Source organism: Mesorhizobium alhagi CCNWXJ12-2, assembly GCF_000236565.1.
Taxonomy (GTDB): domain Bacteria; phylum Pseudomonadota; class Alphaproteobacteria; order Rhizobiales; family Rhizobiaceae; genus Allomesorhizobium; species Allomesorhizobium alhagi.
Genome location: NZ_AHAM01000173.1, coordinates 1 through 21059 on the forward strand (window position 1 = coordinate 1; position 21059 = coordinate 21059).

At 63.4% G+C, this 21059-nt stretch carries 17 protein-coding genes and 1 tRNA gene; 15 read left to right on the top strand and 3 right to left on the bottom strand.

The window, feature by feature from the left end:
- From MAXJ12_RS20040 to glpK, 8 genes are all read left to right on the top strand, one after another.
- The coding region (locus MAXJ12_RS20040; RefSeq protein WP_008837799.1) for an ABC transporter ATP-binding protein at nucleotides 1–843 on the top strand (843 nt) is incomplete at its 5' end.
- Between the two features lie 4 nt (nucleotides 844–847).
- Nucleotides 848–1918, top strand: coding sequence for an ABC transporter ATP-binding protein (locus tag MAXJ12_RS20045; RefSeq protein ID WP_008837800.1), 1071 nt, complete (start codon nucleotides 848–850; stop codon nucleotides 1916–1918).
- Nucleotides 1919–1920: 2 nt separating this feature from the next.
- Nucleotides 1921–2787, top strand: a complete 867-nt coding sequence (locus tag MAXJ12_RS20050) for a carbohydrate ABC transporter permease (protein ID WP_008837801.1) — start codon at nucleotides 1921–1923, stop codon at nucleotides 2785–2787.
- A gap of 103 nt (nucleotides 2788–2890) precedes the next feature.
- Nucleotides 2891–3709, top strand: coding sequence for a carbohydrate ABC transporter permease (locus MAXJ12_RS20055; protein WP_008837802.1), 819 nt, complete (start codon nucleotides 2891–2893; stop codon nucleotides 3707–3709).
- Complete coding sequence (locus tag MAXJ12_RS20060) at nucleotides 3709–4050, top strand: hypothetical protein (RefSeq protein ID WP_008837803.1); 342 nt, start codon at nucleotides 3709–3711, stop codon at nucleotides 4048–4050. The genes MAXJ12_RS20055 and MAXJ12_RS20060 overlap by 1 nt, the downstream gene beginning before the upstream one ends.
- Nucleotides 4047–4328 (top strand): DUF2160 domain-containing protein, encoded by a 282-nt coding sequence (locus MAXJ12_RS20065; protein WP_008837804.1) that lies wholly within the window; start codon nucleotides 4047–4049, stop codon nucleotides 4326–4328. The genes MAXJ12_RS20060 and MAXJ12_RS20065 overlap by 4 nt, the downstream gene beginning before the upstream one ends.
- A 73-nt stretch (nucleotides 4329–4401) precedes the next feature.
- A complete protein-coding gene (locus tag MAXJ12_RS20070; RefSeq protein ID WP_008837805.1) occupies nucleotides 4402–6126 on the top strand; it encodes an ABC transporter substrate-binding protein in 1725 nt (574 codons plus the stop codon).
- An 80-nt stretch (nucleotides 6127–6206) separates the two neighbouring features.
- Nucleotides 6207–7697 carry a glycerol kinase GlpK gene (glpK, locus tag MAXJ12_RS20075; RefSeq protein WP_008837806.1) on the top strand — a complete coding sequence of 497 codons (1491 nt, stop codon included), beginning with the start codon at nucleotides 6207–6209 and terminating at the stop codon, nucleotides 7695–7697.
- 71 nt (nucleotides 7698–7768) lie between these two features.
- Here glpK and MAXJ12_RS20080 read toward each other — a convergent pair whose 3' ends face one another.
- Nucleotides 7769–8299: a BA14K family protein gene (locus MAXJ12_RS20080; RefSeq protein WP_008837807.1), complete on the bottom strand. Its 531-nt coding sequence runs from the start codon at nucleotides 8297–8299 to the stop codon at nucleotides 7769–7771.
- Nucleotides 8300–8631: 332 nt separating this feature from the next.
- On the opposite strand from MAXJ12_RS20080, the gene MAXJ12_RS20085 reads away from it, so the two are divergent.
- The 5 genes from MAXJ12_RS20085 (at nucleotide 8632) to MAXJ12_RS20105 (ending at nucleotide 13835) form a co-directional block, all read left to right on the top strand.
- Nucleotides 8632–8706 (top strand) — tRNA-Lys (locus MAXJ12_RS20085).
- Nucleotides 8707–8816: 110 nt separating this feature from the next.
- Complete coding sequence (locus MAXJ12_RS20090) at nucleotides 8817–9566, top strand: cytochrome c biogenesis CcdA family protein (protein ID WP_008837808.1); 750 nt, start codon at nucleotides 8817–8819, stop codon at nucleotides 9564–9566.
- Nucleotides 9567–9679: 113 nt separating this feature from the next.
- Nucleotides 9680–11026, top strand: a complete 1347-nt coding sequence (glmU, locus tag MAXJ12_RS20095) for a bifunctional UDP-N-acetylglucosamine diphosphorylase/glucosamine-1-phosphate N-acetyltransferase GlmU (protein WP_008837809.1) — start codon at nucleotides 9680–9682, stop codon at nucleotides 11024–11026.
- 130 nt (nucleotides 11027–11156) lie between these two features.
- Complete coding sequence (gene glmS, locus MAXJ12_RS20100) at nucleotides 11157–12980, top strand: glutamine--fructose-6-phosphate transaminase (isomerizing) (protein ID WP_008837810.1); 1824 nt, start codon at nucleotides 11157–11159, stop codon at nucleotides 12978–12980.
- A gap of 90 nt (nucleotides 12981–13070) precedes the next feature.
- Nucleotides 13071–13835, top strand: coding sequence for a DUF502 domain-containing protein (locus MAXJ12_RS20105; protein ID WP_008837811.1), 765 nt, complete (start codon nucleotides 13071–13073; stop codon nucleotides 13833–13835).
- Here MAXJ12_RS20105 and recG read toward each other — a convergent pair.
- Entirely contained in the window at nucleotides 13787–15895 is a 2109-nt protein-coding gene (gene recG, locus MAXJ12_RS20110; RefSeq protein WP_008837812.1) for an ATP-dependent DNA helicase RecG, read from the bottom strand. The two genes, MAXJ12_RS20105 and recG, sit on opposite strands and share 49 nt — an antisense overlap.
- Before the next feature lie 93 nt (nucleotides 15896–15988).
- Between recG and MAXJ12_RS20115 the strand changes: the two genes are divergently transcribed.
- Nucleotides 15989–16276 carry an FAD assembly factor SdhE gene (locus tag MAXJ12_RS20115; protein ID WP_008837813.1) on the top strand — a complete coding sequence of 96 codons (288 nt, stop codon included), beginning with the start codon at nucleotides 15989–15991 and terminating at the stop codon, nucleotides 16274–16276.
- A 9-nt stretch (nucleotides 16277–16285) separates the two neighbouring features.
- Nucleotides 16286–19786 (top strand): transcription-repair coupling factor, encoded by a 3501-nt coding sequence (gene mfd / locus MAXJ12_RS20120; protein WP_008837814.1) that lies wholly within the window; start codon nucleotides 16286–16288, stop codon nucleotides 19784–19786.
- Between the two features lie 9 nt (nucleotides 19787–19795).
- Here mfd and MAXJ12_RS20125 read toward each other — a convergent pair whose 3' ends face one another.
- Nucleotides 19796–20572, bottom strand: coding sequence for an esterase/lipase family protein (locus MAXJ12_RS20125; RefSeq protein ID WP_008837815.1), 777 nt, complete (start codon nucleotides 20570–20572; stop codon nucleotides 19796–19798).
- Nucleotides 20573–21059: the final 487 nt, after the last annotated feature.

The window sequence follows — 21059 nt, forward strand, 5'->3', positions numbered from 1 at the left end:
CAGTTCATCAATTATCCGGCGATGACGGTCTACGAGAATATCGCATCGCCGCTGCGCGTCGCCGGCGCCAGCCAGGCGACGATCGACAGCGAGGTGAAGCGCGCGGCCTCTCTTCTGAAGCTCACACCCTATCTCGACCGCACTCCGCTCAGCCTGTCCGGCGGACAGCAGCAGCGCACCGCGCTCGCCCGCGCCATCGTCAAGAACGCCGGCCTGGTGCTGCTCGACGAGCCGCTCGCCAATCTCGACTACAAGCTGCGCGAGGAATTGCGCGCCGAGCTGCCAAAGATTTTTGCCGAAACCGGCGCGATCTTCGTCTACGCCACCACCGAGCCGCACGAAGCGCTGCTGCTCGGCGGCAATACGGCGACGCTGTCTGAAGGCCGCATCACGCAGTTCGGGCCGACGATCGATGTGTTCCGCAAGCCCGACGATCTCCTGACCGCGAAGACCTTCGCCGACCCGCCGCTGAACACGATCGTGCTCAGGAAAAGCGGGTCGCATTTCCTGCTAGACGGCGGCATCAATCTTCCGGTTCCGGCCGAGATGGCGCAGGCTGAAGACGGCGCATACACGATCGGCTTCCACCCCCATCACCTTGCGCCACATGCCAAAACGATGTCGGCGGTGCCGATAACGGCAAAAGTCTCGATCACCGAAATCACCGGCTCGGAGAGCTTTGTGCATCTCGATTTCGCGGATGCGCGCTGGGTAATGCTGGCGCACGGCATCCGCGTGTTCGAGCCCGATGAAACCATCGAGGTGTTCATCGACCCGCGTCACATCATGGTCTTCGACGCGAGCGGCCGCGCTGTCGCGGCGCCTCAGAAAATGGCGGCGTAAGAACATGGCGCGCATCGACCTGAACCACATCCGCCACGCATACATGCCCGATCCGAAGTCGGACGCGGATTATGCTCTCAAGGAAGTGCACCACACATTCGAGGATGGCGGCGCCTATGCGCTGCTCGGCCCGTCGGGTTGCGGCAAGACCACGCTGTTGAACATCATTTCGGGCCTGCTGCATGCCTCGCACGGCGAACTGCTGTTCGACGGCAAGGATATCACGCGGCTGTCGACGCAGGAGCGCAACATCGCCCAGGTCTTCCAGTTCCCGGTGATCTACGACACCATGACCGTCTACGACAATCTGGCCTTCCCGCTGCGCAACCGCGGCGTGGCGGAGGCCGATGTCGACCGCAAGGTGCGCGAGACGCTGGAGATGATCGGCCTCGCCGACTGGGCGAAGCGGCGGGCGAGGGGGCTGACGGCCGACCAGAAGCAGAAGATATCGCTGGGCCGCGGCCTGGTGCGCTCCGACGTCAACGCCATCCTGTTCGACGAGCCGCTGACCGTTATCGACCCGCATATGAAATGGGTGCTGCGCTCGCAGTTGAAGCAGCTTCACCGGCGCTTCGGCTACACCATGGTTTACGTCACGCACGACCAGACCGAGGCGCTGACCTTCGCCGAGAAAGTCGTCGTCATGTATGACGGGGAGATCGTGCAGATCGGCACGCCGGCGGAACTGTTCGAGCGGCCGAAGCACACATTCGTCGGCTATTTCATCGGCTCGCCGGGCATGAACGTCATGCCCGTCGAGATCGACGGCCGCAACGCCCGGCTCGGCGGCCAGGTGATTGCGCTGCCCGGTGCACTGAAGGCGAAGGCCGGCGGCTCGACCGAACTCGGCATAAGGCCCGAATATGTCCGGCTCGGCAGCGAAGGCATGCCGGTCTCGGTCAGCAAGGTCGAGGACATCGGCCGCCACAAGGTCGTGCGCGCCAGCCTGGAGGGTCGCGAAATCGCGGCCATTCTCGGCGAGGACGAAAGCATCCCGGCCGACCCGAAGATCACCTTCGACCCGGCCGGCATCAACATCTACGCCGATTCCTGGCGCGTCGAGACGGGAGGCTGATGATGGACAAGACCTGGAACAACAAGGCCTGGTTCATGGTGCTGCCGGTGCTGCTGCTGGTGGCGTTTTCGGCCCTGATCCCATTGATGACCGTCGTCAACTATTCGGTGCAGGACACGTTCGGCAATAACGAGTTCTTCTGGGCCGGCACCGCCTGGTATGAGGAAGTGCTGGAATCCGACCGCTTCTGGAATTCGATGGGACGCAATCTGCTGTTTTCGGCCATCATCCTCGGTATCGAGATCCCGCTCGGCATCTTCATCGCGCTCAACATGCCGCGCAAGGGTTGGGGCGTTCCCGTCTGCCTCGTGCTGATGGCGCTGCCGCTGCTCATCCCATGGAACGTCGTCGGCACGATCTGGCAGGTGTTCGGCCGCATCGATATCGGGCTTCTCGGCTACACGCTTTCGGCGCTGGGTCTCGACTACAATTACGTCAGCGATCCGTTCGACGCCTGGGTCACGGTCATCGTCATGGATGTCTGGCACTGGACCAGCCTCGTCGTGCTGCTCTGCTATGCCGGGCTGGTCTCGATCCCCGACGCCTATTACCAGGCGGCCAAGATAGACGGCGCCTCGCGCTGGGCGATCTTCCGCTACATCCAGTTGCCGAAGATGAACCGCGTGCTGCTGATCGCCGTGCTGTTGCGCTTCATGGACAGCTTCATGATCTACACCGAGCCCTTCGTGGTGACCGGCGGCGGGCCGGGCAACACCACGACCTTTCTGTCGATCGATCTGGTCAAGCTGGCTATCGGCGAGTTCAACCTCGGCGAGGCGGCGGCGATGTCGATCGTCTACTTCCTGATCGTGCTCCTGCTGTCATGGGTCTTCTATACGGTCATGACCAGCCACGATGCGGAGCGTTGAGATGACGGTGCGCGAACAGACGACAGCGAGCGCGGACGCACTGATGCGGCAAAGCCAGTCCGGAGCGGAGGCGCATTCGCTCAACGTGGCGCTGGCGCGCAAGATGCGCCGGCGCGGCGAGGAATCACGTTTCTGGTGGCTGGTGCCGACGATCTACATCATCTTCCTGATGCTGCCGATCTATTGGCTCATCAATATGAGCTTCAAGACCAATCAGGAGATTCTGGGCGCCTTCTCGCTTTGGCCGCAGAACCCGACGCTGCGCAACTACACGGTGATCTTCACCGACCCGTCCTGGTACAAGGGTTACATCAACTCAATCATCTATGTGGTCATGAACACGGTGATTTCGGTCACCGTCGCGCTGCCGGCGGCCTACGCTTTCTCGCGCTACCGCTTCCTCGGCGACAAGCATCTGTTCTTCTGGCTGCTCACCAACCGCATGGCTCCGCCCGCGGTGTTCGCGCTGCCCTTCTTCCAGCTCTATTCGGCCTTCGGCCTGATAGACACGCATATCGCCGTGGCGCTGGCGCACTGTCTGTTCAACGTGCCGCTGGCCGTGTGGATACTCGAAGGCTTCATGTCGGGCGTGCCGAAGGAGATCGACGAGACCGCCTATATTGACGGCTATTCGTTCCCGCGCTTCTTCGTGAAGATATTTACGCCGCTGATCGCGAGCGGCATCGGCGTCGCAGCCTTCTTCTGTTTCATGTTCTCCTGGGTCGAACTTCTGATTGCGCGTACCTTGACCACCACGGACGCCAAGCCGATCGCCGCGATCATGACCCGCACCGTCTCGGCCTCCGGCCTGGACTGGGGCGTGCTGGCGGCGGCCGGCGTGCTCACCATCATCCCGGGCGCGCTCGTCATCTGGTTCGTCCGCAACTACATCGCCAAGGGCTTTGCCCTGGGGAGGGTATGATGGAGAACCAAAATTCCATTCAGCTCGGTGAGATGAAGGGATTTACGGATCGACTGTTCGACACCCTTCGGCGTTCTGGCGTTGAAAGCCTTTCGGTTCCGCAGAATTTCTATTGGACAGTACATTCTTCCGACGCGTTCGCGTTAGCCGAAGCACCGGCTCCGACGATGGGAGATATTTGGGACGACCTGGCCGACCTCAGATGGGAACTCGTGGACACGCCGGACGAAGCGGTAACCCTCTGGCATGCGTGCGACCATCTTGCCGGCCTTTTCAAAGCTATCGCATCCGCCGACATCGATGGTCGGCTAAAGAACAGCAAGGCAGGGAGCCGTAAATGAACTTCTCCTGGATGGCCTGGACCTGGCCGACCGCCGCCTTCTTTGCCACCATCTTCCTGCTGCTTTGCGGCATGGCGGTCTGGGAATACGCTTCGCCCGGCGGCAATCCGCGCGTCGGCCTGTTGCGCTTCGAGACGACGCGCGGCGACCGTCTGTTTATCTCGCTGCTCGGCAGCGCCTACATCCATCTCGCTTGGCTGGGTCTCATCGGACCCAACCTGTGGTGGGCTCTCGCCCTTTCCGTGGTCTACGCGATCGGCGTATTCCGCTTTGTCTAGGGCGGGCATTGATCGGAGCGCCGCGTAACGCGAACGCTCCGGTGGAACTTGTAACTGTAACGGGAGGAAACCCATGCGAAGGCAATTTCTAACGTCAACGACCGCCCTGGTCCTGCTCCTCGGAGCCGGCCAGGCCTATGCCGGAATGGACGAAGCCAAGGCGTTTCTCGACGCCGAGATCAAGGACATGTCGACGCTCGACCGCGCCGCACAGGAAGCCGAGATGCAGTGGTTCATCGATGCCGCGAAGCCATTCGCCGGCATGGACATCAAGGTCGTCTCGGAAACTATCACCACCCACGAGTACGAATCCAAGACGCTGGCCAAGGCGTTTACGGACATCACCGGCATCAAGGTCACGCACGACCTGATCGGTGAAGGCGACGTGGTCGAGAAGCTGCAGACGCAGATGCAGTCGGGCGAGAACATCTACGACGCCTACATCAACGATTCGGATCTGATCGGCACCCACTGGCGCTACCAGCAGGCGCGCAATCTGACCGACTGGATGGCCAATGCCGGCAAGGACGTCACCAATCCGAATCTCGACGTCGACGACTTCATCGGCAAGTCGTTCACCACGGCGCCGGACGGCAATCTCTACCAACTGCCCGACCAGCAGTTCGCGAACCTCTACTGGTTCCGCTACGACTGGTTCAACGACGAGAAGAACAAGGCCGACTTCAAGGCGAAGTACGGCTATGACCTCGGCGTACCAGTCAACTGGTCGGCCTATGAGGACATTGCCGAGTTCTTCACCGGCCGCGAGATCGACGGCAAGAAGGTCTATGGCCACATGGACTACGGCAAGAAGGACCCGTCGCTGGGCTGGCGCTTTACCGACGCCTGGCTGTCGATGGCCGGCAATGGCGACAAGGGCATCCCGAACGGCCTTCCGGTCGACGAATGGGGCATCAAGGTCAACGAGAAGTCGCAGCCGGTCGGCTCCTGCGTGGCGCGCGGCGGCGACACCAACGGCCCGGCAGCGGTCTATGCCATCCAGAAATACCTCGACTGGATGAAGGCCTATGCGCCGGCCTCGGCCCAGGGCATGACCTTCGGCGAATCCGGTCCCATCCCGTCGCAGGGCGAGATCGCACAGCAGATGTTCACGTACACGGCGTTTACCGCCGACTTCGTGAAGGAAGGCCTGCCTGTCGTGAACGAGGACGGCACGCCGAAGTGGCGCTTCGCCCCGTCGCCGCACGGCGTCTATTGGAAGGACGGCATGAAGCTCGGCTACCAGGACGCGGGTTCCTGGACGCTGATGAAGTCGACGCCGGACGACCGCGCCAAGGCTGCCTGGCTCTATGCGCAGTTCGTTACCTCAAAGACCGTGGACGTGAAGAAGAGCCATGTCGGCTTGACCTTTATCCGCCAGTCCACGCTCGACCACCAGAGCTTCACCGACCGCGCGCCCAAGCTCGGCGGCCTGGTTGAGTTCTACCGCTCGCCGGCCCGCCTGCAGTGGTCGCCGACGGGCACGAATGTTCCCGACTATCCGAAGCTGGCTCAGCTCTGGTGGCAGGCGATCGGCGACGCATCGTCGGGCGCCAAGACCGCGCAGGAAGCGATGGACTCGCTCTGCGCCGAGCAGGAGAAGGTGCTGGAACGCCTCGAGCGCGCCGGCGTGCAGGGCGACATCGGCCCGAAGCTCGCCGAGGAGACTTCGCTTGAGGAGCAGAACGCAGCCGCGGTCGCGGCCGGCAATCTCGCTCCGCAGCTGAAGATCGAGAACGAGAAGGAACAGCCGCAGACCGTCAACTACGACGAGTTGGTCAAGAGCTGGAGCAAGTAGTAGCGGCGTCTGCTGCGATCGACATGAGGGGAGGCGGCGTGAATGCCGGCTCCCTTCTTCTATAGTGTAGAGGAGGGATCATGACCGGCTTCATTCTCGCCATAGACCAGGGAACGACGTCCAGCCGCGCCATCGTGTTCGACGGCTCGATGAAACCCGTAGGCTCCGGCCAGAAGGAATTCACGCAGCATTTTCCGGCCTCCGGATGGGTCGAGCACGACCCCGAGGAAATCTGGTCGACGGTTCTATGGTCGGTGAAAGAAGCCTTGACCAAGGCTGGCCTTTCGGCAAGCGACATTTCCGCTATCGGCATCACCAACCAGCGCGAGACCGTCGTGATCTGGGACAGAGCGACAGGCGAGCCGATCCACAATGCCATCGTCTGGCAGGATCGCCGCACGGCGAAGCTCTGCGAGAAACTCAAGGAGCAGGGGCTCGAGGAAAAGTTCTCGGAGAAGACCGGGCTGCTGCTCGATCCGTATTTCTCGGGCACCAAGATCGCCTGGCTGCTCGACGAGATGAAGGGAGCGCGCGAACGTGCCGAGAAGGGCGAACTGCTCGCCGGCACCATCGACAGCTTTTTGATCTGGCGGCTGACCGGCGGCAAGGTGCACGCGACCGACGCGACCAACGCCTCGCGCACGCTGGTCTACAACATAGCGAAGAACGAGTGGGACGCCGAGCTTCTCGACATTCTACGCATTCCGGCCTCACTCCTGCCCGAGGTGAAGGATTGCGCCGATGATTATGGATTCACGGAGAAATCCCTGTTCGGCGCCGAAATCCCGATCATGGGGGTGGCCGGCGATCAGCAGGCGGCGACGATCGGCCAGGCCTGCTTCGAGCCGGGCATGATGAAATCGACCTACGGCACCGGCTGCTTCGCGCTGCTCAACACCGGCGGCGACCTTTGCCGTTCGAAGAACCGGCTGCTGACCACGATCGCCTACCGGCTGAACGGCCGGACCACCTACGCTCTGGAAGGCTCCATCTTCGTCGCCGGGGCCGCGGTCCAGTGGCTGCGCGACGGCATCAAGGTGATCGGCAAGGCCGAGCACAGCGGCGAACTGGCGGCAAAAGCCGACGAGACGCAAAGCGTCTACCTGGTGCCGGCCTTTGTCGGGCTCGGCGCGCCGCACTGGGATGCCGATGCGCGCGGCGCGATCTTCGGGCTGACCCGCAACACCGGGCCGGCGGAATTTGCCCGCGCGGCACTGGAATCCGTGGCATTTCAGACCCGTGACCTGCTCGACGCGATGAAGAAGGACTGGACGGGCGGCGGCGGCAGGACCGTGCTGCGCGTCGACGGCGGCATGGTGGCGTCCGACTGGACGATGCAACGGCTGGCTGATCTGCTCGACGCGCCGGTTGACAGGCCGACCATACTGGAAACCACTGCGCTGGGCGCAGCCTGGCTCGCCGGCTCCGGCGCTGGCGTCTGGCCGAATGCAAAGAAGTTTGCCGAGACCTGGGCGCTCGACCGTCGCTTCGAGCCGCAAATGGATGAGGGTCTGCGTTCGACGAAGCTGAAGGGCTGGCGCGATGCGGTCAGGCGCACGCTGAGCCACTGACCGAGTGCAAGGCAGGAAAAAAACCCGCGCCGGGAAGGCACGGGTTTTCGGGTCAGCACGAGGCCAAACGATCAGCTATAGGGCGAGTTGCACTGCCGGCGCGGACCGTTGTAGGGCTGGAAGGTGTTGTCCGACGCGCGGTACGAGCGGTAGCGGTCGTAGCACCACTGGACATGTGCATTGCCGCCGCGCACGACCACTCTCGGGCGGTCGTTAATTGCGCTGCCGATGATCGCGCCGGTGATGAAGGCCGCTGCCGGGAACCAGAAGTCGCCGTGGCGGCGATAGCCCGGACGATAGGAGCGGTAGCCGCGGTGGCCTCTGTACCAGCCATACCTGTCACGATCCCGACGGACAGACCGCCGGAAGTCGCGGCGGTCACGGATGCCGCGGCGGAATTCGCGACGATCACCGCGGAACTGGCGGCGAAGCCATCTTTCTTCCATCACCTCGCGGCCGCGCGACTGAACCTTGATGATATCAGACTGAGCAACCGGAGCTTGGGGAGCAACCAGCGGAACTGCATTTACCGGCACGGCCGACGCAATCGCGAAGGACGCGGCCAGCGTGGTGGCGCAAAGGCCGGATAGGATTTTTCTCATGAGCTTTCTCCTCATAGGGCTGTGCCTGTCCCTTATGGCCGTTGAACGACCGAGCCATGCCATGGTTCCGGCAAAAATGCCAAGTTACTGATAAGTAATACTTCTTGCCGCCGCAGGGGAACAAGCGGCAAGGCCCCGCGCGAGCGTTCAAAGCCGGCGCTTTTTCCGGTTGACCGGCCCAAACACTCTCCCTATGTTCCGCCGCACTTTCAAAGGGCGTCTGAACGCCCCTGAAAAGCCGGCAGTTGCAGGGCGCCTGACCTCGGTGATTCGCCGATGAACCGGACGGCTCGGTCGAGCATATTTGCGCAACAGCTGCGGCGCGTTGGTGAGGGCGGGTAGCTCAGTGGTAGAGCATTCGACTTTTAATCGAATGGCCGTGGGTTCGATCCCCACCCCGCCTACCAGTCCACCAGATCACGACAAACCTGCGACACGGCGTCCAGCCACGCAATGGTGATTGGAGACGCGCCGGCCGAGCGTCTATAGGCGGACAAACAGTCACGCGGCAGGCAACATGGCGATCGACATAGGTTTTCTGAGCGCAATAGGGGCGGGCGCGATCTCGTTCCTTTCGCCCTGCGTCCTGCCGCTGGTGCCGCCCTATCTCTGCTATATGGCGGGCGTCTCGGTCGAGGATTTTCGCGCCGATGGGGGCGGCGCGGCGGTCAAGTCCGGCACGCGGAGCGCTCTGCTCGTGACATCCTTCGCCTTCGTGCTCGGCTTCACCACGGTTTTCGTGGCGCTGGGGGCCGGCGCTTCGACCATCGGCCGGCTGCTGCGTGTGTGGCAGGATCCGCTGGCTATGGCGGCGGGCGTCCTCATCATCCTGATGGGCCTCAATTTCCTCGGGGTCCTGCGCATTCCGTTCCTGTCGCGCGAGGCGCGTTTCCAGTCACAGGGCAAGCCGGCCAGTACGCTGGCTGCCTATGTTATGGGCCTCGCCTTCGCCTTTGGTTGGACTCCCTGCATCGGGCCGGTTCTCGGGCCAATCCTGACACTGGCGGGCGGACGCGAGACGGTCGGCGAGGGCGCTGCCCTGCTTGCCGCCTATTCGCTCGGCCTCGGCATTCCCTTCCTCGTCGCCGCGCTGTTTTCCGGCGCCTTCATGCGCTTTCTCGGGCGTTTTAAGGTACACCTCGGCCGTGTCGAAAAGGCGATTGGAGCAATGCTGGTCGTGGCCGGCGTGTTCTTCCTCACCGGCGGCATGCAGGCGGCTTCCTACTGGCTGCTGGAGACCTTTCCGGCGCTGGGGCGGCTTGGGTAGGGTTTGCTGATCAAGAGTCAGCTGCCGGGCATCGAAATTCAGCCGCATTTGGAAGGCGGTGCGAGGGGTGCTAGAAATATGCACGCGAATCCTGCACTTGCTCCGGATATTCCATGACAAAAAGAACCTGCCTGTCGATCATTCTCGCCGCCGGCGAAGGCACGAGGATGAAGAGCGCGCTGCCCAAGGTGCTGCACAAGATTGCGGGTCTGCCGATGGTGGCTCACGTCGCAAATGCAGCTGAATCGGCCGGCGGCGAGATCGCGCTGGTTATCGGCCATGGCGCCGAACAGTTGCGTGCGGCCGCGCGGTCGTTTGCGCCGGGCGCCGAAATCTTCGTCCAGGAAAAAAGGCTCGGCACGGCGCACGCAGTGCTGGCCGCTCGCGAGGCGATCGCGAAAGGCTATGACGACATTCTGGTGATGTTCGGAGATACTCCGCTGCTGGAGCCGGATGCGCTGCTGCAGGCCAGAGCCGAATTGGCCAAGGGCGCCGCAGTGGTCGTCGTTGGCTTCCGCACCATCGATCCGACCGGCTATGGCAGGCTGATCGAGGAGAATGGCGCGCTCGTCGCCATACGCGAGGAGAAGGATTGCACCGAAGCGGAGAAGAAGATCGGCTTTTGCAATGGCGGTCTGATGGCGATCGCCGGAGAGCATGCGCTGGCCCTGCTCGACACCGTCGGAAACGCCAATGCCAAGGGTGAGTATTATCTCACCGATATTGTCGAGATTGCCCGAAAACGCGGCCTGCAGGTCGTGGCCACCGAAGCGAGTTTCGAGAATGCGCTGGGCATCAACAACCGCGCCGAACTGGCCGAGGCCGAGGCGATCTGGCAGCGCCGCCGCCGCCGCGCAATGATGCTTTCGGGTGTGACGCTGATTGCGCCCGAGACTGTTTTCTTTTCACACGACACCGAGATCGGCGCGGAAACCATCGTCGAGCCCAACGTGTTCTTCGGCCCGGGCGTGAAGATAGCGGCGGGGGCGAATATCCACGCTTTCTGCCATATCGAAGGCGCGGAGATCGGGGCGGGCTGCGATGTCGGCCCGTTCGCCCGGCTGCGTCCGGGCGCGGATCTCCGAGAGAAGGCCAAGGTAGGCAATTTCTGCGAGGTCAAGAAGGCCACCATCGAGCCCGGCGCGAAGGTCAACCATCTGACCTATATCGGCGATGCGCGCGTCGGTGCGGGGGCCAATATCGGGGCCGGCACCATCACCTGCAATTACGACGGCTACTCCAAATTCTTCACCGACATCGGCGCCGGCGCGTTCGTCGGTTCGAACTCCTCGCTGGTCGCGCCGATTTCCATCGGGGCCAGGGCCTATGTGGCGTCCGGCAGCGTGATCACCGAAAGCGTGCCGGACGACGCGCTGGCTTTCGGTCGCGCGCGGCAGAAGAACTTGCCGGAAAAGGCTCGCGAATTGCGCGAACGGCGCGCCGGCGCAGCGAAGAAGTAGGCGTGAAAGGCGGTTCGGGTACTGTTTTCGTCATTATTGGCTGACATGAAAAGTCACCGAAAGTGACTTTCGCCGGATCGCCGGACTTTCTAAACAGCGACCTGGGTTTAGGCGTAAATGGGGATTGGGCATGTGCGGTATCGTCGGAATTGTAGGCCGCGCTCAGGTGGCGCCGCTGATCGTCGACGCGCTGAAGCGGCTGGAATATCGCGGCTATGACTCGGCGGGCGTGGCTACGGTCGCTGCCGGCGAACTCGGGCGCAGGCGCGCGGAAGGCAAGCTGGTCAATCTCGAACGCCGCCTGAAGGACGAGCCGCTCGACGGCACAATCGGCATCGGCCACACGCGCTGGGCCACGCACGGCGTTCCCAACGAAACCAACGCGCACCCGCATTTTTCTCACGGCGTGGCGATCGTCCATAATGGCATCATCGAGAATTTCGCGGAGTTGCGCGCCCAACTGAAAGCGGACGGTTTCGAGTTCGCCTCGCAGACCGACACCGAGGTTGTAGCCCATCTCGTGGCGCGCGAACTCGCCCGCGGGGTAGAGCCGGTCAAGGCCGCGCACCTGGCGCTGAAGCATCTGGAAGGCGCGTTCGCGCTGGCGATCATGTTTCAGGGCGACGACAATTTGATCATCGGCGCCCGCAATGGGCCGCCGCTGGCCATCGGCTATGGCGAGGGTGAGATGTTCCTCGGCTCCGACGCGATCGCGCTGGCGCCCTTCACCGATTCCATCACCTATCTCGAGGATGGCGACTGGACGGTGATCCGGCGCGACGAGGTCGGCATCTTCGACATGGACGGCAATCCCGTCGACCGCAAGCGCCAGCAATCGCTGGGTACCGCCTACATGGTCGACAAGGGCAACCACCGCCATTTCATGGAAAAGGAGATCCATGAGCAGCCGGAGGTGATCTCGCACACTCTGGCGCACTATCTGGATTTTGCCGGCGGCGTCTCGCGAAAGCTCGACCTGCCGTTCGATTTCGCAAAGCTCGACCGGCTCGCCATCTCGGCTTGCGGCACGGCTTTCCTGAGCGGTCTCATCGGCAAATACTGGTTCGAGCGCTTGGCGCGCCTGCCGGTCGACATCGATATCGCCTCCGAATTCCGTTACCGCGAAATGCCGATTTCGCCTGACAGCGCCGCGCTCTTCGTCTCGCAATCGGGCGAGACCGCCGACACGCTGGCCTCGCTTCGTTATTGCCGCAAGGCCGACATCCCCATCGGCGCGATCGTCAATGTCCGCGAATCGACCATCGCGCGCGAATCCGATGTCACTTTGCCGACGCTGGCCGGCCCGGAGATCGGCGTCGCCTCCACCAAGGCGTTCACCTGCCAGCTTTCGGTATTGGCCTCGCTCGCCATCCGCGCCGGTGTCGCCCGCGGCACGATCTCGCCGGAAAAGGAAAGAAAGCTGGTGCGCGAGCTTTCCGAAGCTCCGCGCTATGCCGGCCAAGTGCTGCGGCTCGACAGGCAAATCGAGAAGGTTGCGCGCGAACTCGCGCATTACAAGCACGTGCTCTATCTCGGGCGAGATACCAACTACCCGCTCGCCATGGAAGGTGCGCTGAAGCTCAAGGAAATCTCCTATATCCACGCCGAAGGCTACGCCGCGGGCGAGTTGAAGCACGGGCCGATCGCGCTGATCGACGAACACATGCCGGTCATCGTGATCGCGCCGCATGACCGCATCTTTGAAAAGACAGTGTCGAACATGCAGGAAGTGGCGGCGCGGGGCGGCAAGATCATCCTGATCACCGACAAGAAGGGCGCATCGCTTTCCTCCGTTGAAACGATGGAGACGATCGTGCTGCCCGATGTGCCCGAGATCATCGCGCCGATCATCTACGCCTTGCCGGTGCAGATGCTCGCCTATTTCACAGCCGTGTTCATGGGCACCGATGTCGACCAGCCGCGCAATCTGGCCAAGTCGGTGACAGTCGAATAGGAGGCGCTGCCCCGCTCCTTGCAATTCGGTTGTCCTTCGCTGGCAATCCCGTCTAGATAGGTGCGGTGCACAAATCTTGCGGCGGGGCAGATGTCGGATCACACAGGCTCACATCCAGGGATAACCAGGCTCAGGAATTATTTCCTGACCGGCTTCGTCGTCTGCGCGCCCCTGGCGATCACGATCTACATTGCCTGGTCCCTGGTCGGCTGGGTGGATTCGTGGGTAAAGCCCTATGTGCCGGCAAGGTACAATCCGGACAATTATCTGCCCTTTGTCATCCCGGGCTTCGGGCTGATCGTGGCCCTGGTGCTGATCACGCTGATCGGCTTTCTGACTGCCAACATCATCGGCCGCACCATCGTGAACTACGGCGAGTATTTTCTTGACCGAATGCCGCTGGTGCGCTCGATCTATCGCGGGCTGAAGCAGATTTTCGAGACGGTGCTTTCCAACAAGGCCGACAGCTTCCAGAAAGTCGGCCTGATCGAGTATCCGCGTCGCGGAACCTGGGCCGTCGTTTTCATTTCGAGCGAAAAGGAAAACGAGGTCAACGACAAGCTCGCGGGACACGACGACAACCTGATCGCCGTCTTCCTGCCCTCGACGCCGAACCCGACCACCGGGTTCCTGTTGTATGTGCCGCGCTCGGACGTAGTCGAACTCTCGATGTCGGTTGAGGAGGCCGCCAAGCTGGTCATCTCGGCGGGCCTGGTGGCGCCGGAATACCGCAAGAAGACCAAGGCGCTGGTTGAAGATGCTCATGCGGTCCGGCCTGCGGCGAATTCTTCCATGCCGGAGGCAGATCAGCCGGCGCGCAAGAGCCGCACCGCCTCGTCGCGCCCGAAAAGATAAAGCAGCATCCTGATCGCCTCGCCACGCTCCGATTGCAGGTCCGGATCGCGCGACAGGATGAGCCGGGCATCGTCGCGGGCGATCTCCAGCAAATCGGCATGGGTGTCGATGCGCGCCACCTGGAAGCCCGGCGTGCCGGACTGGCGGGTGCCGAGCAGTTCGCCTTCGCCGCGCAGCTTCAGATCCTCCTCCGAGATCAGGAAGCCGTCCTCGGTTTCGCGCATCACCGACAGCCGCCGCGCGGCGGTTTCACCGAGCGGCGCCTGGTAGAGCAGCACGCAGGTCGACGCCTTCGAACCCCGGCCGACGCGGCCGCGCAATTGATGGAGTTGCGCGAGGCCGAAACGCTCGGCATGCTCGATGACGATGATCGTCGCGTCCGGCACATCGACGCCGACCTCGATGACGGTGGTGGCGATCAGTATACGCGTCTCCCCATCCTTGAAGGCGCGCATCGCCGCATCCTTGTCTGCGCCCTTCATGCGGCCATGCACCAGCCCGACGGCGTCGCCGAACATGGGCTGCAGCGAAGCGAAGCGCTCCTCCGCCGCCATCAGTTCGACCTCTTCGGACTCCTCGACCAGCGGGCAGATCCAGTAAACCTTCTGGCCGTCTGCGACCGCATCGCTGATGCGGCCGACAAGTTCGTCGAGACGTTCCAACGGCAGCGTGACGGTGCGGATCGGCTGGCGGCCGGCCGGCTTCTCCGTGAGCTTCGACACTTCCATGTCGCCGAAGGCGGTCAGCACCAGCGTACGCGGGATCGGCGTCGCGGTCATGACCAGCATGTCGGGCGCGTCGCCCTTGGCAGTGATGGCGAGGCGCTGATGCACGCCGAAGCGGTGCTGCTCGTCGACGATGGCGAGCCCCAGGTCGCGGAACCGCACGCTTTCCTGGAACAGCGCATGCGTGCCGAGGACAAGGTCGATCTCGCCGCTTTCGAGTCCGGCGAGGATATCGGCGCGCTCGCGCCCCTTTTCGCGACCGGTCAGCACCGCGCTCTTCAGGCCTGCCGCTTCCGCCAGTGGCGCTATGGTCGCAAAATGCTGGCGCGCCAGGATTTCGGTCGGCGCCATCAGCGCCGCCTGCCGGCCTGCCTCGGCGGCGCGGCCCATCGCCATCAGCGCCACCACCGTCTTGCCTGAGCCGACATCGCCCTGCAAAAGCCGCAGCATGCGCTCCGGCTCGGCCAGATCGGCGTTGATCTCGGCCAGCGCCTGTTCCTGCGAATTGGTGAGCTTGTAGGGCAGGGCGTTGCGCAGCGCCGCCACGATGCGCCCGTCGCCGGTGAGCGGCCTGCCCGAAAGCCTGCGAACCTTTGCCCGCACCAGCGCCAGCGAAACTTGCCCCGCCAGGAACTCGTCATAGGCAAGGCGCCGCCATGATGCGCTGTCGGGCGAGATATCGATCGGGTCGGAAGGGTTGTGCAGCCGGTTAAGCGCCTCGGCGAAACTCGGAAAGCTCTGGCGGCGCGCCACATCCGCGTCCAGCCATTCGGGCATTTCGGGCACGCGCGCGAGCGCCTGGCCGATGGCGCGGCGCAGTACTTTTGCCGAAAGCCCGGCGGTCATCGGATAGACCGGCTCGACCACCGGCAGGTTTTCAGCCTCGTCGGCACGAGCGATATGGTCCGGATGCACCATCGACGGGCGGCCGTTGAACCATTCCATCTTGCCGCTGACGACCATCCTTTCGCCGACCGGCATGGATTTTTCCAACCAGGCATTGTTGGCGTGGAAGAAGGTCAACGCGATCTCGCCTGTGTCGTCATGCGCGAAGACCCGGTACGGGACCGACTTGTTGCCGCGCGGCGGGGGCTGGTGGCGGTCGATGCGCACGTCCAGCGTCACGATCGCGCCTTCCGCGCCATAGGCGATGCCCGGCCGATTGCGCCGGTCGATGACCGAATGCGGCAGCGTGAACAGAAGGTCGCCGGCGCGCGCCTCCCGGTCGGAGACGTCCGCCGGAACGATCTTGGCGATCAGCTCGCCGACTTTCGGGCCGACGCCGGCAAGCGAGGTGACCGGCGCGAACAGGGGATCGAGAAGCGAAGGGCGCATGATGTCAGCTTATGCGGCAGTGAGGCATGCGCAAGGCTGACAGGGCGGTCCATCCACGCTATATGCGCGCCAGACCAAATGGATACGAGAATTATGAGCGGCACGACGCGGTCAGGCGCGGAACTCGATGCGCGGCGGCGCAAGCTTCTGTTCCGCTCGTGGCATCGCGGCATCCGCGAGATGGACCTGATTCTGGGCGGGTTCGCGGACCGCGCTATCTCTGATCTCTCCGACCATGAACTCGACGAATACGAAACCCTCCTCGAATTGCAGGACGCCGATATTCTTTCATGGATCACCGGCGAGCATCCTGTCCCGACCACCCACGACACCCCACTTTTCCGGAAAATCGCGGCATCGCGCCCGGCAATGAGCATCTGAGCATCTGAAATGAGCCTTATCGATCCCATTGGCCTGCCGAAAGGCCGGCCCGGCCTGTTCGTGGTCGACGGCGTTGCCGATGGCTACGAAGCCTTCGCAATTGCCGCCGCGGCCGGCGAAATAGCCGGCGACCGGCCGATCCTTTTCGTCGCGCGCGACGGTCAGCGCCTGCCGGCAATCGTCGAGGCGCTGGCCTTTGCCGCGCCGGACCTGCCGGTGCTCGAATTCCCGGCCTGGGACTGCCTGCCCTACGACCGCGTCTCGCCCGGTTCGGACGCCGCGGCGCGGCGTCTCGATGCGCTTGCCGCGATGATCTCGCTGGCAAAAAACCCGCATCGCGCCGTAGTGCTCACCACGGCGAATGCGCTGCTGCAGCGCATTCCGCCTTCCGATGTGATCGAGGCGCAAACCTTTTATGCCCGGCCGGGCAACCAGATCGAAATGAAGGAACTGATCGCGCGGCTGGAAAATTCCGGCTTCGACCGCGTTCCAACCGTGCGCGAAGTCGGCGAGTTTGCCGTGCGCGGCGGCATTCTCGACCTTTACGCGCCGGGTTCGCCGGAAGCGCTGCGGCTCGATTTCTTCGGCGACACGCTGGAATCGATCCGGTCCTTCGACGTCGCCACGCAGCGTACTACCGGCCAGCGCAAGTCGATGACGCTCCAGGCGATGAGCGAAGTGGCGCTGACGCCGGACACGATCAGTCGCTTCCGCCGTTCTTATATCGACGCGTTCGGCGCGCCGTCTCCCGACGACGGGCTCTACGCCGCCCTCAGCGAAGGCCGCCGCTTCGCCGGGATGGAGCACTGGCTGCCGCTGTTCTACGAGCGGCTGGATACGGTGTTCGACTATCTGCCGGATGCGCCGGTTGTGTTCGACCATCTGGCGCGCGAGGCGCTGGGCGAACGCCATGCGCTGATCGAGGATTATTACGAGGCGCGCAAGAGCCAGGCCGAGGGCGCGCTGAGGGACGCGGTGCCGTACAAGCCCGTACCGCCGTCGGAGATGTACCTGTCCCCGGACGAGGTGAACGCCATGCTATCCGATCGCGCGGCGATCGAGTTCACGCCGTTTGCCGCGCCGGATGCAGGCACTGCGAAAATCTATCATGCCGGGGCCAAGGACGGCCGCGGCTTCGGGCTCGAACGCGCCGATCCCTCGGCGAATGTGTTCGAGGAGGTTGTGAAATATATCGGCGACATTCGCACGGCGCGCCGCCGGGTGGTCGTTGCCGGTTGGACGGAAGGTTCGCTCGACAGGCTGAGCCAGATACTTGCCGAGCATCACCTCGGCAACATGAAGGCTGTCGCGACACTCGCGGACGTGGAAAAGCTCGGGCTGGGCAAGGCAGGCCTCGCGGTGCTGCCGCTGGAAACCGGCTTCGAAACGGAAAAGCTCGTCGTCGTCGCCGAGCAGGACATTCTGGGCGACCGGCTGGTGCGCCGCTCCAAGAAGCGCAAGCGCGCCTCCGATTTCATCGCCGAAGCCTCAGCACTGTCGGCTGGCGACATCGTCGTCCATGCCGACCACGGCATCGGCCGCTTCATCGGCCTGCGCACCATCGAAGCGCTGGGCGCGCCGCATGACTGCGTCGAAATCCATTATGCCGGCGACGACCGGCTGTTCCTGCCGGTCGAAAACATCGAGCTCCTGTCACGCTACGGCTCGGATTCGGCTGAAGCCACGCTCGACAAGCTCGGCGGCGGCGCATGGCAGTCGCGCAAGGCAAAACTGAAGCGCCGGCTGCTCGAAATGGCGGGGCAACTGATAAGGCTCGCCGCCGAGCGCCAGATGCGCGCCGCGCCCGCTTTCAACCCTCCCGAAGGCCTCTACGGCGAGTTCTCGGCGCGTTTCCCCTACGAGGAAACCGACGACCAGCAGCGCGCCATCGATTCGGTGATGGACGACCTTTCCGCCGGCAAGCCGATGGACCGGCTGATCTGCGGCGACGTTGGCTTCGGCAAGACCGAGGTGGCGCTGCGCGCGGCCTTCATCGCCGCCATGGAAGGTTTCCAGGTCGCGGTGGTGGTGCCGACCACGCTGCTTTCGCGCCAGCACTTCAAGACGTTCACGCAACGTTTCGCCGGCCTGCCTCTGGTCGTGCGCCAAGCCTCGCGGCTGGTCGGCTCCAAGGAGCTGGCCGAGACCAAGAAAGGCATTGCCGAGGGCACTGTCGACATCGTCATCGGCACCCATGCGCTGCTTGGCAGCTCGATTTCGTTCAAGAATCTCGGCCTCCTGATCATTGACGAGGAGCAGCATTTCGGCGTCAAGCACAAGGAGCGGCTGAAGGATCTGAAGACCGACGTGCACGTGCTGACGCTGTCGGCGACGCCGATCCCGCGGACGCTGCAGCTGGCGCTGACCGGCGTGCGCGAACTCTCGCTGATCGCCACGCCGCCGGTCGACCGCATGGCGGTGCGCACCTTTATCTCGCCCTTCGATCCGCTGGTCATCCGCGAAACGCTGCTGCGCGAGCGCTATCGCGGCGGCCACAGCTTTTACGTGGTGCCGCGCATTGCGGACCTGTCAGAAATCCATCAGTTCCTCAGCGAGCAAGTGCCCGAACTTAAAGTCGCCGTCGCGCACGGCCAGATGCCCGCTGGCGAACTCGACGACATCATGAACGCCTTCTATGACGGCCAGTACGATGTGCTGCTCTCGACCACGATCGTCGAATCCGGCCTCGACATCCCGACCGCCAACACTCTGATCGTGCACCGTGCCGACATGTTCGGCCTGGCGCAGCTCTACCAGCTTCGCGGCCGCGTCGGCCGTTCCAAACTCCGCGCCTATGCGCTGTTTACGCTGCCGGCCAACAAGAAGCTGACCGATACCGCCGACCGCCGCCTGAGGGTGCTGCAGTCGCTCGATACGCTCGGCGCCGGCTTCCAGCTTGCCAGCCACGACCTCGACATTCGCGGCGCCGGCAACCTGCTGGGCGAGGAGCAGTCCGGGCACATCAAGGAGGTCGGCTTCGAGCTCTACCAGCAGATGCTTGAGGAGGCGGTCGCCGAGATCCGCGGCACCGGCGAGGTCGTCGATGGCGGCTGGTCGCCGCAGATCGCGGTCGGCACGGCGGTGATGATCCCGGAAAGCTATGTGCCCGACCTGCAGCTCAGACTGGCGCTCTACCGGCGGCTCGGCGACCTGCAATCGACGGAAGAGATCGATGGCTTCGCCGCCGAGCTGATCGACCGTTTCGGCCCGCTGCCGGAGGAGGTGCAACACTTGCTGAAGATCGTTTTCATCAAGGCGTTGTGCCGCCAGGCCAATGTGGAAAAGCTCGACGCCGGGCCAAAGGGCGTCGTCATCCATTTCCGCAAGCGCGAATTCCCCGATCCGACGGCTCTTGTTCGCTATATCGGCGAGCAGGGCTCGCTGGCGAAGATCAGGCCGGACCAGAGCGTTGTGTTCATCCGCGACTGGCCGAACGCCGACAAGAGGCTGGCCGGCGCGGCGGTTGTGATGACGCAACTGGCGCGGCTGGCCACGAAAGCCGCGGCCTAGCGAGAATCTCTAGGCGCGCTTGGGGTCTGGAAAGAACAGCCCCCGCGCTCCGTTGCGGTCGAAAGGCTTCCACTGGCCTTCGGGCTGGGCCAGTCGATCGGCAACCGCGAACACCGCGGCCGGATGATGGCCAAGCCCGCAATGGCTGGCCTTGACCTCTATGTTCTCGGCGATTGGACCATCCTTTTCCACGCAGTTCTGCCAGGCGCAGATCCCGTCGCTGCGGCTGAAGATCGCCGTGGTCGGCACCGGTGGCGGGATGTCGATCGGGCCGCCGATATGGCGTTGGCGATCGTCGATCCTATGGCCCGATTTGCGTTCGTAGAGCCTCCAGGCATTGGTGTGGCGCGGGTCGCCGTTGAACGGGCTGCCGAGCGTGATCACGCAGCGCACCTCGTCCGGCAGCACCTTCGCCAGCTGCCGCGCATAGATGCCGCCGAGGCTCCAGCCGACGAGACTGACCTTGCGGCCGTGCACATCGGCAAGCTGCTTTACCCGGTCGAGCATCTTTTCCTCGACGCCCGGCCGCGGGCCGAAATTGCGGCCTTGCTCCCAGCCAAATGTGGAATACCCCTTGGACCTCAGGAACATGCGAAGCGGCAGGGTTACGCTGTCTCCTGTGATGAGGCCCGGCAGCACCATCACCGGGTGGCCGTCGCCGCTCGGCGCAAGCGCCGTCAGGAGCGGCAGCGCGGCAATAAAGCCGCCAAGCTCGGGCAGTGTGCGAAGTTCGAGCGCGAAGAGCAGCCTGGAAGGCGCCTTCAGCGTCTGTGCGGTTATCGTCATTCCAGTTCCGGTCGAATGTCCTTGGGTCGAAAATGGCGTTCTTCAACTCACAATTTACGAGATTGTTTCGTCAATTGCGCGGTTTGATGCAGGGCTGCCTGGGTCGAAATGGTGCTGCATCGTGCTCCTTGCAATAGTTTGCCGGGAAATCGAAACAAGTGCGAGACTGTTGTTGGATGCCGGCGTCGGATGAGGCACTTCCGTCCGCCCAGCCACTTCGTCAAGCCGCCGGACCGCTGCGGACCCTGCAGATCGCCCTCGAAGACATGAAAAACGCGCCGGGGCTCTCGCGCCGCTTGCGGATCTGCAATGGCGCTGGGGCATCGCCCTGACCGACAATCGCTGCCGGTGCGGGGAAGGCGGATTGGTCTGCGGTGTCGAAGGGAGGCGCGGCGGCCCAAACTATCACATCGGCGCAATGTGAGGATTCTCACAGACGATCCGGCGCCGGGATGAGAAACCCTAGACCGCGAGCAGGCTTTTCGGG

What these genes read in the sequence shown, in the direction of transcription:
- mfd (WP_008837814.1), top strand. Translation starts at nt 16,286, where the DNA reads ATGAGCCTTATCGATCCCATTGGCCTGCCGAAAGGCCGGCCCGGCCTG.
- MAXJ12_RS20080 (WP_008837807.1), bottom strand. Translation starts at nt 8,299, where the DNA reads ATGAGAAAAATCCTATCCGGCCTTTGCGCCACCACGCTGGCCGCGTCC.
- MAXJ12_RS20105 (WP_008837811.1), top strand. Translation starts at nt 13,071, where the DNA reads ATGTCGGATCACACAGGCTCACATCCAGGGATAACCAGGCTCAGGAAT.
- MAXJ12_RS20115 (WP_008837813.1), top strand. Translation starts at nt 15,989, where the DNA reads ATGAGCGGCACGACGCGGTCAGGCGCGGAACTCGATGCGCGGCGGCGC.
- glpK (WP_008837806.1), top strand. Translation starts at nt 6,207, where the DNA reads ATGACCGGCTTCATTCTCGCCATAGACCAGGGAACGACGTCCAGCCGC.
- MAXJ12_RS20070 (WP_008837805.1), top strand. Translation starts at nt 4,402, where the DNA reads ATGCGAAGGCAATTTCTAACGTCAACGACCGCCCTGGTCCTGCTCCTC.
- glmU (WP_008837809.1), top strand. Translation starts at nt 9,680, where the DNA reads ATGACAAAAAGAACCTGCCTGTCGATCATTCTCGCCGCCGGCGAAGGC.
- MAXJ12_RS20125 (WP_008837815.1), bottom strand. Translation starts at nt 20,572, where the DNA reads ATGACGATAACCGCACAGACGCTGAAGGCGCCTTCCAGGCTGCTCTTC.
- glmS (WP_008837810.1), top strand. Translation starts at nt 11,157, where the DNA reads ATGTGCGGTATCGTCGGAATTGTAGGCCGCGCTCAGGTGGCGCCGCTG.
- MAXJ12_RS20065 (WP_008837804.1), top strand. Translation starts at nt 4,047, where the DNA reads ATGAACTTCTCCTGGATGGCCTGGACCTGGCCGACCGCCGCCTTCTTT.
- MAXJ12_RS20050 (WP_008837801.1), top strand. Translation starts at nt 1,921, where the DNA reads ATGGACAAGACCTGGAACAACAAGGCCTGGTTCATGGTGCTGCCGGTG.
- MAXJ12_RS20060 (WP_008837803.1), top strand. Translation starts at nt 3,709, where the DNA reads ATGGAGAACCAAAATTCCATTCAGCTCGGTGAGATGAAGGGATTTACG.
- MAXJ12_RS20045 (WP_008837800.1), top strand. Translation starts at nt 848, where the DNA reads ATGGCGCGCATCGACCTGAACCACATCCGCCACGCATACATGCCCGAT.
- MAXJ12_RS20055 (WP_008837802.1), top strand. Translation starts at nt 2,891, where the DNA reads ATGCGCCGGCGCGGCGAGGAATCACGTTTCTGGTGGCTGGTGCCGACG.
- recG (WP_008837812.1), bottom strand. Translation starts at nt 15,895, where the DNA reads ATGCGCCCTTCGCTTCTCGATCCCCTGTTCGCGCCGGTCACCTCGCTT.
- MAXJ12_RS20090 (WP_008837808.1), top strand. Translation starts at nt 8,817, where the DNA reads ATGGCGATCGACATAGGTTTTCTGAGCGCAATAGGGGCGGGCGCGATC.